Source organism: Celeribacter sp. SCSIO 80838 (genome assembly GCF_056498065.1).
On sequence record NZ_JAZKMA010000001.1, the window covers coordinates 1,309,818 to 1,324,619 of the forward strand.

General features: G+C 60.0%; 14 protein-coding genes and 2 pseudogenes. 4 read left to right on the plus strand and 12 right to left on the minus strand.

Going from position 1 to position 14,802, the window contains the following annotated elements; all coding sequences use genetic code 11:
- Window positions 1–71 precede the first annotated feature (71 nt).
- Window positions 72–364 (minus strand): annotated as a pseudogene (locus V1475_RS06570) (transposase); the annotation flags it as partial.
- A 229-nt stretch (window positions 365–593) separates the two neighbouring features.
- Between V1475_RS06570 and V1475_RS06575 the strand changes: the two are divergent.
- On the plus strand, window positions 594–1,187 hold the full coding sequence (locus V1475_RS06575; protein ID WP_479412092.1) for a glutathione S-transferase family protein: 594 nt from the start codon (window positions 594–596) through the stop codon (window positions 1,185–1,187).
- A gap of 97 nt (window positions 1,188–1,284) precedes the next feature.
- Here the strand turns inward: V1475_RS06575 and V1475_RS06580 are convergent.
- The 5 genes and pseudogenes from V1475_RS06580 to V1475_RS06600 form a co-directional block, all read right to left on the minus strand.
- A pseudogene (locus V1475_RS06580) lies at window positions 1,285–1,784 on the minus strand (integrase core domain-containing protein); the annotation flags it as partial.
- Window positions 1,785–2,036: 252 nt separating this feature from the next.
- Complete coding sequence (locus V1475_RS06585; protein ID WP_479412093.1) at window positions 2,037–2,762, minus strand: class II aldolase/adducin family protein; 726 nt, start codon at window positions 2,760–2,762, stop codon at window positions 2,037–2,039.
- A 3-nt stretch (window positions 2,763–2,765) separates the two neighbouring features.
- On the minus strand, window positions 2,766–3,794 hold the full coding sequence (locus tag V1475_RS06590) for a ketopantoate reductase family protein (protein ID WP_479412094.1): 1,029 nt from the start codon (window positions 3,792–3,794) through the stop codon (window positions 2,766–2,768).
- Between the two features lie 109 nt (window positions 3,795–3,903).
- Window positions 3,904–4,914, minus strand: a complete 1,011-nt coding sequence (locus tag V1475_RS06595) for a TRAP transporter substrate-binding protein (RefSeq protein ID WP_479412095.1) — start codon at window positions 4,912–4,914, stop codon at window positions 3,904–3,906.
- A 370-nt stretch (window positions 4,915–5,284) separates the two neighbouring features.
- Window positions 5,285–6,268: a TauD/TfdA family dioxygenase gene (locus tag V1475_RS06600; RefSeq protein WP_479412096.1), complete on the minus strand. Its 984-nt coding sequence runs from the start codon at window positions 6,266–6,268 to the stop codon at window positions 5,285–5,287.
- 301 nt (window positions 6,269–6,569) lie between these two features.
- On the opposite strand from V1475_RS06600, the gene V1475_RS06605 reads away from it, so the two are divergent.
- Window positions 6,570–7,172 carry a TetR/AcrR family transcriptional regulator gene (locus V1475_RS06605; RefSeq protein WP_479412097.1) on the plus strand — a complete coding sequence of 201 codons (603 nt, stop codon included), beginning with the start codon at window positions 6,570–6,572 and terminating at the stop codon, window positions 7,170–7,172.
- A gap of 3 nt (window positions 7,173–7,175) precedes the next feature.
- Here V1475_RS06605 and V1475_RS06610 read toward each other — a convergent pair whose 3' ends face one another.
- The 5 genes from V1475_RS06610 to V1475_RS06630 all read right to left on the minus strand — a co-directional run bounded on the left by V1475_RS06610 (window position 7,176) and on the right by V1475_RS06630 (window position 12,451).
- Window positions 7,176–8,171: an endonuclease/exonuclease/phosphatase family protein gene (locus V1475_RS06610; protein WP_479412098.1), complete on the minus strand. Its 996-nt coding sequence runs from the start codon at window positions 8,169–8,171 to the stop codon at window positions 7,176–7,178.
- Window positions 8,168–9,262 (minus strand): ABC transporter ATP-binding protein, encoded by a 1,095-nt coding sequence (locus V1475_RS06615; RefSeq protein ID WP_479412099.1) that lies wholly within the window; start codon window positions 9,260–9,262, stop codon window positions 8,168–8,170. The genes V1475_RS06610 and V1475_RS06615 overlap by 4 nt, the downstream gene beginning before the upstream one ends.
- An 11-nt stretch (window positions 9,263–9,273) precedes the next feature.
- The gene (locus V1475_RS06620; RefSeq protein WP_479412100.1) at window positions 9,274–10,170 is read right to left on the minus strand and encodes an ABC transporter permease subunit; all 897 of its coding nucleotides are present in this window, start codon (window positions 10,168–10,170) and stop codon (window positions 9,274–9,276) included.
- A gap of 9 nt (window positions 10,171–10,179) precedes the next feature.
- The gene (locus V1475_RS06625; RefSeq protein ID WP_479412101.1) at window positions 10,180–11,061 is read right to left on the minus strand and encodes an ABC transporter permease subunit; all 882 of its coding nucleotides are present in this window, start codon (window positions 11,059–11,061) and stop codon (window positions 10,180–10,182) included.
- A gap of 85 nt (window positions 11,062–11,146) precedes the next feature.
- Window positions 11,147–12,451: an extracellular solute-binding protein gene (locus V1475_RS06630; protein WP_479412102.1), complete on the minus strand. Its 1,305-nt coding sequence runs from the start codon at window positions 12,449–12,451 to the stop codon at window positions 11,147–11,149.
- Between the two features lie 449 nt (window positions 12,452–12,900).
- Here V1475_RS06630 and V1475_RS06635 point away from each other — a divergent pair, with 449 nt between their 5' ends.
- Together V1475_RS06635 and V1475_RS06640 are read left to right on the plus strand one after the other, a co-directional pair.
- Complete coding sequence (locus tag V1475_RS06635) at window positions 12,901–13,851, plus strand: isopenicillin N synthase family dioxygenase (RefSeq protein WP_096806560.1); 951 nt, start codon at window positions 12,901–12,903, stop codon at window positions 13,849–13,851.
- A 52-nt stretch (window positions 13,852–13,903) separates the two neighbouring features.
- Window positions 13,904–14,149 carry a sulfurtransferase TusA family protein gene (locus tag V1475_RS06640; protein ID WP_238379675.1) on the plus strand — a complete coding sequence of 82 codons (246 nt, stop codon included), beginning with the start codon at window positions 13,904–13,906 and terminating at the stop codon, window positions 14,147–14,149.
- Here V1475_RS06640 and mobA read toward each other — a convergent pair whose 3' ends face one another.
- The gene (mobA, locus tag V1475_RS06645; RefSeq protein WP_066702133.1) at window positions 14,150–14,761 is read right to left on the minus strand and encodes a molybdenum cofactor guanylyltransferase MobA; all 612 of its coding nucleotides are present in this window, start codon (window positions 14,759–14,761) and stop codon (window positions 14,150–14,152) included.
- Between the last annotated feature and the right edge of the window lie 41 nt (window positions 14,762–14,802).

The following is a 14,802-nucleotide window of genomic DNA, read 5'->3' on the forward strand; positions in this document are numbered from 1 at the left end:
TGCTGACCTCAAGATACGATACATGCGGTCTCGCGGGATTCTCCTTTAAGCGGCTTTAAAAATCATGTCGTTTTCGTCGCCAGATCCTTCAACGCCGCGTTGTCGAGCATCGCTTCGGCCAGCATCCGCTTCAGCCGGGCGTTCTCATCCTCACGAACGCGCAGTTTCTTTGCGTCTGACACATTCATGCCGCCAAACTTGGCGTCGCCATTGTCGCTTGAACCAATGGCGCTCTCAATGGCAGCTACTTGTAGAACACCGCATCGCTGATGTCGTACTTCGGGCAGAGGTGCTGCGTCTTCACCCCGGCCTCGTATTCCTTGATCAACCCGGTGATCTGTTCGTCACTAAATCTACGTTTCATGGCCGCCCGAAGTCAGGGGGCTGGGTCGGCACTGGACCGATCTGGGAGCCAATCTGGCGGCGATGCGTCATAATTTTCTCCCTTTTCGTGCACAAAACAATGTGAAAAGGGACGCGGCAAGATGTGAAGCATCTATTGTCCATGTTGTGGACAGATTACTTTCGTGATTTGTGCTTCTCGGGCTGAGATGCGCGGTCTATCGAAAGTCACTCCTGAGACGAGGCACACCATGAAGTTTTTCCATTCGCCGGGATCATGTTCCGAGGGCATTCGCTTTTTGTTGGACGACATTGGCGTATCCTATGAATTGGAGACGACCGATCTGAAATCAGGAGCTCATCGTAGCCCCGAGTATCTCGCTCTCAATCCCAAAGGCAAAGTCCCCGCTCTCATGTTGCCCGACGGATCGGTTCTCACGGAATTTCCGGTGATCGCCTACTGGCTTGCAAAGAGTTTTCCCGAGGCGAAACTCTTGCCCGAGACACTGGACGAAGAGGTTCGCGTGATGGAACTTACCGAACATATCGTTTCCGGATTGCACATGCGCGGTTCCGTCTTTGCCATGCTCCCACAAAAATTCGTTTGCGATGCTGGAGCCCAAGAAGAGTTGCAACAGCATGGCAAAGAGATCGTCCGAGCCGGTTTCGCAAGGTTGGAAAAACAGCTCGGTGAAAAGGATTTTCTATTTCGCGAATTTTCCATCGCAGATGCGGCAGCCTATTACCTCATTTCGTGGCACGAACGCATCCGCGTCGATGTGCCAGACGCGCTTGCTGACTACTATTTGCGCCTTCAGCTTCGAAAGTCGAAAAACGCATCGTGACAATAAAGACCGGCTGCGGAGCAAAGACATGTTTCGCGATGGCGGTCCAGCGTCACTTGGCCAAAGTGCTTGCGGCGGGTGATCTGCCACTGAACGTTCATCCATTCGCGACTGGCGTCCGGCAGGTCTTAGCGCGATTTGGGGCGAGGTGAGAAATCGCCCGACGTGCGGGATTTTCATCTCGCGCAGCGGGGCGGGCGACTGCGGTGTTCAGTGTCCGTGCGTAGTCTGCCGGAGGCTCGTAACCTATAGCCGGATGCGGGCGTTCGGTGTTGTCGTCGGTTGCCCGGTGGCGATTGCAACGCGGGCATGGGCAAGGTTGCGGAACATGGTTTCGTTGAGCTGTTCGTCACGCATAGGTCCGTTGCGGTTCTCCACAAAACGGTTCAGCAATGGCTTTCCCGGTGTGCTCTGTCGTGCCACTCATTCCGGTGCTTGGAGCGCCATCGCAGGATGGTGTGCGAAGTCAGATCCGCCGCATTGCCCGAGACAATCATGTCAGGCTGCCCGCATCCTCAATCCGGGCTGAGAGGTCGCGTGCCACTCACGTATGACATCATCGACCACATTTGGATTCCGAAAGCGCTGGCCATTGGCTTACGGATCGTGGACGAGATTCAGCACTCCCGCTGACCGGCAGCGGTTTGCCCGTAAACTACGCGAGGGGGCGCGATCCATTCGGCCACATTGTTTGACGGCGGGACGCCCGAGGTGCGCATTGATGCCGAGGGGAGCTTTGGCCCGGTGAAACATCATCCGGGGAAAAGATGGCGAAGAGGCGATTTCTGACGCGAACGACACCGAATACGGCCTGTTGCACGGATCACACCGCTTGCCATCCCTGCGCGCTTATGCGAACTCCGGCCGCTCGCGTTTCATCTTGCGCACCATGGCATCGAAGAGCAGCGTCGCAAATGCGGCGTTGTCCTTGAGACGCTGGGCGTCTTCGGCGCATTTCGCCTTGACCGTCTCGGGCAGTTGCACATTCGGTCCTGGGATCGCAGCGGCGGCGCATTGAATTTCGGCGGCGCGCTGCACGGTCCACAACAGGAAGAACGTCAGCGGAATATCCGCCTCACAGACCGCGATGCCGTGGTTCCTGAGCACCAGAACGTGTTTGTCGCCAAGGCTCTCGAGCATCCGGTCGCGTTCGTCGCTATAGATCGTGATGCCTTCGAAGTCGTGATAGGCAACGCGACCGTAAAGCTGTGCGCCGTTGAAATTGTTATGATCGATTGCCGCCTCTTTCATCACGATGGCGGAGATCGGTGTCGTATGCGTATGCGCGATACAACCTACATCGGGGCGGTGCTCATGGATGACGCCATGAAGTGCAAAGCCTGCGGGGTTGGGCTTGTATTGGCTGTCACGCTTGAGCTTGCCATCGACGCCGACGACCAGAAGGTTCTCCGGCGTCACCTCATCGTAATGCAGCCCCATCGGGTTCACCAGATAGGCGTGCTCCTCGCCGGGCAGCCGCACGGAGATGTGGTTGAAAATCAGTTCGGTCCAGCCGAGATGACTCACCAGATGGTAGAAATCGGCAAGCTGGACGCGCAGGTCGGCTTCGGTCATGGCTTATCCTTTCGAAAAGTCTGTGTTTGGCAGAAGCCTGTCGAGGGCTTCAGGGAGGGCGGTCTCGGACAGGGGGAGTGTGTCATGGGCTTCGACCTCCGCGATCAGCCGGGCCAGAAGCGGCATGCCCATCCGGTCACGGCGGGAGAGTGCAAGAGGCGCGCGGCAGATCGCATCGAGCTCGAGCGCCCGTCCCGCCAGCGCGTCCTGAAGCATCGAGGTCGGGAAGGGGCCTGCGTCGATCATGAGATCGACCAGCCAGTCATTCTCGGGCAGATCGAACCCCCGGGTGGTTGTCCAGTTGCGAAACTCGGTGGCGAGTTGCGTGGAGATTTCACGTAGCAGGGGCGTCTGTCCGACCTCTTCGAGCATTGCACCGCTCAGGGCGGTCAACGGGTTGGTGGCGAGATTGGCGAGGAGTTTGACGAGGACCTTCTGGCGAATGTCTTCGCTCAGATCCGTACGTACGCCACCCGCTTCGAGCGTTTCGATCAGGGAAGCGAGACGGCTCCTGTCCACCCCGTCGGTGACCGGCCCGAGGCTCAAGGTCGGCGTGTTCGATGAGAGTGCACGATCTCCCTCCATCCGCACGGTCATCAGAAGCACGGCGCCCAGAATTTGCCTCGGCGACAGCAGCGCGGCGAGATCGCCCTCCGGATCGAGATAGGGGATGTCACCCATGTCATGGGGTGTTGCGAAGAACCAGAAGGGCAGGCCGTTGACCATCGGGATCACCCATGTGTGCGGCCCGATCCCTGATGCATTGTCTCGGACCGCGGTCGCAAGGCTTTGCGATTTCACGCAGAGAAACACCGCGTCCATTGGCCGGGTGAGTGCGCTTTCGGTCATGGGGCGGGCGTGGATTACATCGCCCCGGTCATCCAGTACGACACCGTGCTCTCGGACCTCGGACAGCCGTGCGCCACGGGCGACAAGATGCATGTGTGCGCCGGAGCGTGACAAAAGCGCCGCCATGGCGGTGCCGATATTGCCCGCGCCGATCACGGCGATGTCGAAGGGGTGCGTTGTCATGGTGTTTTGTTCGGTTGTGCAGACAAGCCTCAGCCATCCGCCCGAAAGGCGTTCGTGAGGCTGTTCCGCTGTGGGAGGAAGGGCCCGGTTCTCCGGACCCTGTTTCGGATTATTCCGCCGAGAGCTTGGCGATCTCGGAGAGCATCATTTCATAGGCCGCCGGGCCATCGACGCCGGTTTCCGACACTTGCGAGAGTTTCGCGTCGATGATCGGCTGAAGGTCTTCTTTCCACGCGGCCATCTGTTCCTCGGTTGCGGGGGTGACGGCAATCTTGCCTTCCATTGCCGCAAGCCCCGCCGCATCGACGCGGTCCCACATCTGGCCGGCCATGCGGGACAGATGCTCGCCGGTCACGCTGTCGATCGCCGCCTGCTGTTCGGGCGTCAGGCTGTCGTATTTCGCCTTGTTCATGACGATGTAGAAAGAGGTGTTGTAGAGTCCGCCGGGCACGGAGACGCCGATGTCGAGCTGCGGGATCAGGCCGAAGAAGCTGACCGATTCATAGGGGAACAGGATGCCGTCGGCGACCCCCTGGGACAAAAGTTCATAGGCTTTCGAGGACGGGCCTTCGACCGGCACGGCGCCGAGTTTCGTGGCGATCTCGTGCACGATGCCGCCGCCGACCCGGATTTTCTGCCCCTTCATCAGATCGACTGCCGTCGGATCGGTGTCTTTCAGGAAAATCTCGCCCGGGCCGTGAGTGAAAACCGCAAGCACCTTGACCTGATCGTATTCGCCCGCGTCCTTGAGCATCGCGTCCCAGGTGCGCCAATAGGCGACGGAGGTCACCTCGGCGCTGTCGCTCAGAAAGGGGATCTCGGCGATGTTGGTGGTCTTGAACCGGCCCGGCGTATAGCCCTGCACAGAGAAGGTGATGTCGGCCACGCCATTCACCGCGAAATCGAAATGCGCGCCCGGCGGTCCGAGCGGGGCGGGCAGGATATTGGTGACCACTTCGCCGCCGGTGGCCTCTGCGATTTCCTCGGTCATCGGCACGATCACTTCGGAGACGAGCGGGTGCGACGGCGGCAACCAGTTCGCGACTGTCAGCACGGTTTCGGCGAAAGACGGGCCTGCGAGCAGAAGCGACAGTGCGGTTGCGGGCAATAGGTGTTTCATGTGGTTTCCCTGATGCGTGTGTGTGCCCCGTCGTTGCAGGGCTTTTGGCGTTCCGGTCTCTGCGGACGGAATTAAGTGAATATTACGACAGATGAGCCTTGGGGGAAGAGGGGATATCATTCTGCGCTGCAATTTCCCGGTCTGACCGTTTTGCATGTCCTGTCAGATCTAAATTTTCTTACTTTATTCATGATGTTGAGGCGATATATCTGTGGTGCTCAAATTTTCAGCCGGGCTTTCTGGGTGGCCTTATCCTGGCAGGAGGGTGGTCTTTTGAGGCTTATTCTGCACCGCAATAACGGTATATTTCCCTTATTGAGGCCCCGCCGGAAGGACGGGGCGCAATTTCCGGCGCACTCAGGTGGGCCGTTTATGCCGCTTTTTCGGGCAGCGGAAAACCGTTGCGTCCGGGGAATTCCGGAGCAAGTTTCCGGGCGTTCGGCATCTTCAGCCAGAGCCGTAGCAGCTTGCGCATTTTCTCCGGTTCGTCATGGTCGAGGAAGGCGTTGCGCGAATGTAGCACGGCGTAATTGTTGGCGAATTGCAGATCGCCGGGCTCCAGCATCATGTCGAGCCGCAGCGCATCCGTGTCGATGATCGCATCGAACAGGTCCAGCGCCTCGATTTCGACCTTGGAAAGCGGTTGGTTCATGATCTCATGCCCGAGTTCGAGATATTGCCGCAGGTAACGACAGCTCAGCTTGCCCTCGTGAAAGCTGAAGATCGGCGACAGCGACGGGGTGTCCTCGCAGAGATGCGAAAAATACCAAGGACGATAGTAGAGCCCGAGGAATTCGCGGTACTCTTCAAGGATCACGTTGTAGATCGACGCAACGCTGATCAGACTGCTGAGCCCACCCTCGCGTGCCTTGCGCACCGACAAGAGCCCGACCACGTCGGACGGATCGGAGTGATAGGGCAGGTAGAGGTTGGTCTCGTAGACGCGGGTGTCTTTCTTCTTGGCGTCGCCCACCGCCATCACTTTGCCGATCAGATCGCCGCGCGGGTTCTGGCCCACCGGCTCACCGAGATGCAGGCCGATGCCGAAATAGAGCGTGTCGATCTCCGCATCGCTGTAGTTTTCGATTGGCAGCCCACGCAGCACGAGAAAACCGCGCCCATTTTCCAACTCGTCGGCACAGTGTGCCAGTTCCGCTTCGAGCGGGCCGAGGGGGAAATCCGCGCGGGTGAAATGCGGGAAAGACAGGCCCTTGTCCTTCAGCCCGGCGAGCGCGGCGTCGATTGCGGCGATTTGTTCCGCGCTCAGCATGTGAACCCAACTGTCGTCCCGGTCGAAATCCTGGGCGACCCAAGCCGCGGGCGTTGCGATTTTCTCTGTCAGAATGATGCTCATGCTCTGGTCCTTTCCAGCCTGTGCGTGTGCGGGATGTTCCGGGACGGAGAGACGGCTGTCACCATGACAGGAACAGACGGCGCATGCGCCGCAGGGCTGACTGGCTTCATCTGGTTGTTTCACGCGCCGATTCTCCGTACTTAATGGTATAGACATTTGCGGAGATGGAATTTGAGTCAATACTATTTGGTATAGACTTGCAAAATAATATTCTTCTGGTTGGCCGGGCGGTGAAATTGCCCTAAAAACAGGCGAAAAGCGACGCGAGACCTCTTCGCAGAACGCAACAGGGAGCAGTCAGATGACGGATTCAGGGAAGACGCGAAAGGTCGGCTCCAACTCGGGGCGGATGAAGGAAGACCGTTTGAGCAAGGAAGACTGGCTCGATACGGGGTTGGCGATCCTCGGCCAAACCGGGCCAGGGGGGCTTAGGATCGATCAGGTCTGCAAGGCGATGAAGGTCACCAAAGGCAGTTTCTACTGGCATTTCCAGGACAGACAGGATTTTCTCGACACTCTCTTCGCCTATTGGCGCGGGCGGGAAACCACCGGGCTGATCCGTCATGTCGAAGAGCGCTACACGCGGCCCGAAGATCGCATCTGGCATGTCGCCGAATTCGTCACATTGGGCGATTACGACATCGCCTCAGAGGTGGCGATGCGGCAATGGAGCCAGAGCGATGCGGCGGTACGTGCCGGGCTGACCGAGGTCGATGCCGAACGTCTCGAATTTTTCGCCCGCCAGTTTGCCGCGACGGGCTTCTCGCCGGAGGAGGCCCGGATGCGGGCGATCTCGATGTATTCCGTCACGCTGAGCTGTGGCTACATGTTTACCGGCGAAACAGCCGAAGCGCTGAAACAGCGGGTGCGGGCGAGCCTCGATCTTTTGCTCGTCCGCCCCTGAGGGTCAGACCCCGACCCGCGCCCAGACGCAATCGTGATCCGCGAGCGGACGATGGTTCGCGTCGAGCGAGGACAGCACGCCCTTGTCGAGACAATGCATATCCCGCGCCGCGATCCAGTCGAGTTTCATCACGCGCTCCGGGTGCGGCGTGATCAGCGACGGGCGTGTGGTCATGCCGGGGGCGGTGAAGTCCCAGTCGTAGCCGCGTGCCGTACCCAGATCGAACAGCGACTCATCGAGATGGTCGAAGTTGGGTGGGATGTGGTTGCCGGTGTTCAGATCGCCGCCGATCAGCACCGGCGCTCCCGGCGCAAAGTCGTCCACGGCGTCGAGCAGAATTTCGAACTGGGCGTGGCGATGTGCAGGACCGGCATTGCTTTCCAGATGGGTGGAAACGACGCAAATCTCGCCCGCCTCTGTCGGCAGCACGGCTGCAATCGCCATCCGCCCGCCCAAGCGCGGCTGGTCCGGGTCGGCACCGCTGGCCTCGGAAAACCAATGGCCATGATCGTCGAGACGAATGAGGGTCGCCTTGTCGAACGGCACTTTGGCGAGCACCGCATTGCCATGCCAACCCAGCGCGTTGACGTCGTCTTCACAGAAATGCCGCTCGGTCGGGCCGCCCAGCCCCATTTCGAAAAACTCGACACCGTAAGCATAGCCCATGCCCAAAGCCGCGGCGATCTCTGCCGTGGTATGGCGCTGGCCGGTGCGGGACATGCCGTGATCGACTTCGGAGAGCAAAACCACATCGGGGGCCAAGGGCATCAGATGCGCGGCGGTGTCTTTGGGAAACAGGCAGCGTTCAACATTCCATGCGGCCACGGTGATCTCTGCGGGCAGGCGCTTTTGCGTCGCCGTCCCGCCGATCTGCACCGCGTTCATCGCCAGAACTTCGGCCATCATGGCGCGATGGGCGTCCGCGGTGCGCGGGGCGTTGAGAAGCGCCGCGCGCTGGGCCTCAGTGACGGGGGGGAGGGTGTCCAGAAGCGAGATCATGCGCGTTCTTCCGTCAGGTTCTGGTCCCTCAGGTTCAGGGAAAACGAGGTCTCCATGCGCTTGCCGGTCTCCGGATGGAACAGGCACAGGTTCTGAGGGTGGCACGACAGGCGTAGGGGGCCAAGCGCGACGCTTTCGTCGTTCGCCAGATGCACGGTGAGGCGTTGGCCGTCGATCTGGCCATGCAAAAGCCGATGCGCGCCCAACTCTTCGATCAGCTCAACCTCCATCGCCAAAGGACCATGCGCGTCGATGATCAGATCCTCGGGCCTGAGCCCCAAAGTCACCGGCCCGCGCATTTTCGTCGCAAGCGGCAGTTTCAGCCCGGCGAAGAACAGCTTGCCGTCCACAATCTCGGCTCCGATAAGGTTCATCGGCGGCGCGCCCATGAAGGAGGCGACAAAGGTCGAGGCCGGGTTGTGATAAATCTCCGAGGGCGTGCCGATCTGTTCGATCTTACCGCCGTTCAACACGATGATGCGGTCGGCCATGGTCATGGCTTCGACCTGATCGTGGGTGACGTAGATCGAAGTGACGCCAAGACGCCGTTGCAGGGCTTTGATCTCGATCCGCATCTGGTTACGCAGCTTGGCGTCGAGGTTCGACAGGGGTTCGTCAAACAGAAACAGCGCCGGATCGCGCACGATGGCGCGGCCCATGGCAACGCGCTGACGCTGACCGCCGGAAAGCTGCGCCGGTTTGCGGTCGAGGTATTCGGTCAGGTTGAGCATCTTCGCCGCCTCATCGACCTTTTGTGCGATGACGTCTTTCGGCGTTTTGCGGTTCTTGAGGCCGTAGGCGATGTTTTTGCGCACCGTCATATGCGGGTAGAGCGCATAGTTTTGAAACACCATGGCGATGTCGCGATCCGCCGGATCGAGCGTATTGACGATGCGATCTCCGATGGACAGCGCGCCGTCGGTGATGTCCTCAAGCCCCGCGATCATGCGCAGGAGTGTGGACTTGCCGCAGCCGGAGGGGCCGACCAGCACGACGAATTCGCCGTCTTTGATCTGAAAACTTGCGGGGGTGACGGCCTCGACGCCGTTGGGGTAGACTTTGCGGACGGAGTCCAAAGTGACCTGAGCCATTGTGTGTGTCCTTATTTATCGGAGTCCGTGAGGCCCTTGACGAACCAGCTCTGGAAGAAGATGACGATGGCGACGGGCGGCAGAACGGCGATGATCGCCAAGACGTTCGCGCGCCCGTATTCGGGGATTTCATTGCCGCCTTGCAGCACCTGAACGATCCGCTTGATGCCGCGCACGAGGGTGTACATGCCTTCGTCCGTGGTGATCATCGTGGGCCAGAGATATTGGTTCCAGCCATAGACGAACATGATGATGAACATCGCGGCGATCATGGTTTGCGAGAGCGGCACGAGGATGTCGATGAAGAACTTGACCGGCCCTGCGCCGTCGATCCGCGCGGCTTCGACCAGCTCTTCGGGGACGGAGCGGAAGAACTGCCGAAAGAAAAACGTCGCCGTCGCCGAGGCGATCAGCGGCACGATCAGCCCGGTGTAGGTGTTCAAAAGGCCGAGCTTTTGCGTGATCTCGTAGGACGGCAGAATGCGTACTTCGAGCGGCAAGAGAAGCGTTGTGAAGATCAGCCAGAAGGCAAAGGTGGCGAACCGCAGGCGGAAATAGACGATGGCGTAAGCGGCCATCATGCCGATGACGATCTTGCCGATGGCAAAGCCAAGCCCGAGGATCAGCGAGTTCTTGAACATCGCAAGCCCGGTGTTGTCGCCAGAAAACCCGGAGGCCTCGAACATCGCTTTGCGGAAATTGTCGTCGAGCTGAGTGCCGAAGTACAAGCCGGGACCGTATTTCGAGGTCTCGATATCCGGAGTCGAGGCGGTTTGCAGCATGACCAGAAGCGGAAAGAACATGATGAGCGCGCCGGTGATGAGCACCGCGTGATCCACCAGCGTGGACCAGCGAAAGCGGCGACGGGGCACGATGGGCGTGGTGGTGGAGAGGGAGATGTCAGCCATTGTGCTGCCTCACGTATAATGAATGCGTTTTTCGACCATGCGGAACTGGAACACGGTCAGCGCCAGCACCAAGAGCATGAGAACCACTGATTGCGCCGACGATCCGCCAAGGTCGTTGCCACGGAAGCCGTCGATATAGACCTTGTAGACCAGCGTCATCGGGTTGTTTGCCGGCTCGCCTTTCACCAGCGTGTCGATCACGCCGAAGGTGTCGAAGAGCGCGTAGGTGATGTTGATGATCAGGAGGAAAAACCCGGTCGGAGCCAGGAGCGGAAAGGTCACGTCCCAAAACCGGCCAGAGGCCGAGCGGTTGTCGATCAAGGCCGCCTCACGCACGGATTTCGGAATGCTCTGAAGCCCGGAGAGGAAGAAGATGAAATTCACCGGCACCTGTTTCCAGACGGAGACGACGACCATGACAAAGGCCGTGTCGAAATAATCCGCGCGCAGATTGAACTCCCAACCGAACATGCCGAAAAATTCGGTGAGCGGCCCCCAGCGTTGGTTGAAGAGCAGCAGCCCCATAAAGCCCGCGACCGGCGGCGCCACCGCGTAGACCCACATGAGGAGCGTACGATAGGTCTTGGCCCCCCGGATCACCTTATCCGCCTTCACCGCCAGTAAAAGCGCCAGCGCCAGCGAGAAAAACGTCACCAGCACGGTGAAGATCACGGTGAAATTCGTGACTTTGAAATACTCGGCAGATTTGGATAGCGATGCGTAATTCTCCAGCCCGACAAAGGTTTGCCCAAAACCAAACGGGTCTTGCAGGTAAAACGAGGATTTTACCGCATAGGCCGCGGGCCAGTAGAAAAACAGAAGAATGATCGAAAGCTGCGGCACCAGAAGGAGGATCGGCAGCCAGCGGGAGGAAAAGCCTGCGCGCTTCATGAGGGGACCTTTCACGGGGAGGACCGTTCGCAAAAGCCTGACGGCCGCGAGGACGCGGCCGTCAGAGAAGGTGTAAAGACTGGCGTTAGCCTTGGGTCTTGGCGAAACGGGCGAGAAGTTCGTTGCCTTCTTTCTCGATCGTCGACAGCGCGTCTTCGATGGAGGTTTCGCCGGAGAGGAAGCGGCCCAGTTCACGGTTTTCCACGTCGCGGATCTGGACGTAGAAGCCCATGCGGTAGCCACGGGTGTTTTCGCCGGCGGCAAGCATCAGCTGTTTCGGCCCGGTTTCAGCAGCCGGGAAGCGGTCGTAATGACCATCGGCTTTCGCCAGCTCATAAGCGGCGGTGGTGATCGGAACGTAACCGGTTTCACGGTGCCACATGTACTGCACTTCCGGGGAGGTCAGATAGCGGAAGAACTCGGCGGTCGCCTTGTTTTCTTCGGCGGATTTGCCGGACATCGCGAACAGAGCCGCGCCGCCGATGAAGGTCTGGTAGCCCTCTTCGGTAATCGAGGCCCAGTAGGGCAGGTAGGAGGAGCCCCATTTGAACGGCAGGTCTTTCTTGGTCAGGCCGCCGAAATCGCCCGAAGAGCCGATGTACATCGCCGCTTTGCCAGCTTCGAATTGCGCCTGGTTGTCGTCCCAGCCGGTGCCGAAGAAGCCGAAATAGCCTTCGTCGAGCCATTCTTTGACTTTGGTGAAGTGCATTTTCATCTCGTCGGAGTTGACGAGGATCTGGGTGCCTTCAGCGCCTTCATAGCCGTTCGCATTGGTCGCAAACGGAAGGTTGTGACGCGAATGGAAGTTCTCGACGAATTCCCACGGCAGGTGCGTTTGAACGAGCGGGATGTAACCGGCCTCTTTGAGCGCGGGCGCGATCTCTTCGAATTCTTCGTAGGTGGTCGGCACTTCGACACCAGCGGCGGTCAGCGCGTCGGCGTTGTAATACATCACCGGCGAGGAGGAGTTGAACGGCATGCCGATCATCTTGCCCTGGTTGTCGGCGTAGAAATAGCGCACGCCCGGGATATACGCGTTGATGTCGAAATCGACACCGTTTTCCGACAGCAGATCCTGCACCGGAACCGTCGCGCCCTTGGCGCCGATCACGGTGGCGGAACCGGCGTCGAACACCTGCATGATGTTCGGTTGCTCGCCCGCGCGGAAGGCGGCGATGCCGGAGGTCAGGGTCTCTTCATAGGAGCCTTTGAACACCGGGGTGATTTTGTACTCGTCTTGCGAGGCATTGAAGCCTTCGGCGATCTTGTTGACGGTCTCGCCAAGGTTGCCGCCCATGGCGTGCCACCAGGTGATCTCGGTTTCCGCAAAGGTTGCGGTGCCCGCGAGGGCGAAAGCGGCGGCGGCCGCCGTGATCTTCATCGTGTTCATGTCACGTCTCCGGTCTGGACCCGCTTCGGGCCTGTCAATCTGAGGCGCCCCCTGTCTGTGGCGCGCGGTGCCTCCCCGTTTGGAAGAGGCGCAAAACGTCTCTGGCCGGGAAACCGACCGGTTTTGCACAGGCGATCAGATGCCGGGGGAATGTGATGGTTCTGTGAAGGATTTTTTACCGTTCTGACAAATTATGTTCCGCATGCGATGCACGCTCTCGTCTGAACCTGTGCGCATCTGCGACAGGCTGCCGCACGGGGGCTGCACCGGATTTGATCTTGTGGGTGAAAAACAGCCCGTGCTTTGACCATTTTTGAATTTTCAAGCCGTTCTCCCTTGGGTTGTGCTCTCCGGGCGGGCATCGCGCATGTATCCTGAACCGACCCGATGATCGGCCTGCGGATCATTTGGGAGGAGGAGGCGCAGGTGACCATTCGAGAGATTTTCAAATGATACCTTTACTGGATTTTCGACTACAGGCCTCGGGCAAGGACCCGCTCGGATTTGCAAGACAGGTGGGGCAGGCCTGTCGTGACGAAGGCGTATTCCTGCTGTCCGAACACGGCATCCCGCGAGGACTTCTGCGCGAGGTGCTGAACGCATCCGAGAGTTTCTTTGCTTTGCCAGAGGCGGAGAAGGCGTCGCTCGACATCCGTCATTCGCCGATCAATCGCGGTTGGGCGGCCTCGGGTGTCGAAATGCTCGGTGGCGCGTCCGGAACGCCTTTGGCCAAGGAAAGTTTCAGCCTCGGGCTGGATCTCCCGGAGAGCGATCCGCGCGTGCAGGCAGGCGAGCCGTTCCGGGGGCCGAACCTCTGGCCGGAGGATGACATGTTTCGCGATGTCATGCGCGACTATTACAAGGAGATGCTGGGGCTCGGTCGCGCCCTGATGCGCGGCGTCGAGCGCGATCTCGATCTGCCGCAGGGGTTTTTCCAGCCGCATTTCACCGATCCGATGGCGACGCTGCGCCTGTCGCATTACCCCACCTGGCCACAGGGTATGCCCCCCGGAAATCAGCCGCAATTCGATTACGGGGCGCTCACGGTGGTGCTCACCGATGGCACGGGAGGGGTGCAATATCTGAGCCGATCCGGGCAGTGGCGCGATGTGCCGGAAATCCCTGGCGCGCTGCTTGTGCTGGTGGGGGAAGGGCTGATGCGCTGGACCAATGATCAATACCGTTCCCTGCCGCATCGCTTGTTGCCTCCGGTCCGGCCCCGGACGCTGGCGGCCTTCTATCTCGATCCGAATCCCGACAGCGTGATCGCGCCCCTGCCGCGCACCGGGGCCGCGCATTATCCGCCGGTTCAGGCGGCGGAGTATCTCAGGACGCGGCTCGAGGAGACCTATCTGTTTCCCGATCCGGCCCTGCGTCAGGCGCGTGGCCTGCGAGGCTGAGGGGCGTCGAAGGCGTCTGGACAGACAGGCGGGGGCGCCCTAAGCCTCGGCCATGATGTCTGAGAATATGCCACATTGGGACGAAGAACTGGACGCGGTCGGGCTGATCTGTCCTTTGCCGGTGCTGAAGGCCCGCAAGCGCCTCTTGGCCATGGCGCCGGGGCAGATCTTGTTGCTTCTGGCCTCCGATCCGGCCGCGGTGATCGACGTGCCGCATTTCTGCAACGAGGCCGGGCATGACTATCTCGGCATGGAAGATTGCGGTGCGCGCCAGGCCTACCTGATCCGGCGCAAGTGATCAGACGCGGGCCAACATCTCTTCGGCCTGCGCCAGATCCTCGGCCGTGTTGATGTTGAAGAACAGTTCTGCGGGCGTGGGGCTCTCGAACAGAACCGGCACAGCGCCCTTGCTTTCCGCGAATTGCACCATGCGCCGCTGATGCCGGGCCAGCGCGACGCGCAGATCGTCGCGCAGGCTCACCGGCCAAAGCCCGAAGGTCGGATGCCAGCGCGTTTTGCCATCCTCTTCTGTGACCGCGATGCCAAACCCCTCGGGCCGGGACACCTGCGACAGGCGGGCGACAAGATCGGTCGGGAAGAACGGCGTGTCGGTGGCGACCGTCACGATCGCCTCGAAACCTTTCGTCGCCGCCCAGTCTAGCCCGGCGAGAACACCGGCCAGAGGCCCCTGCATTTGTGCCGTGGCGTCGGGGATGATCGGATAGCCGAATTCGGCATAGCGTTTCGGGTCGCCATTGGCACTGATCGCCAAAGTGGCGCATTGCGGCGCAAGCCGGTCGATGACCCTTTCGATCAGACGCGCGCCGCCGATCTCCACAAGACCTTTGTCGACCGTGCCGAGGCGGGTGCCTTCGCCACCTGCGAGAATGACGCCGGGATAGCTGCTCATCGGGGTCCCTCCATAGGGCTTTTGCTCTTGCCCGCCATTCT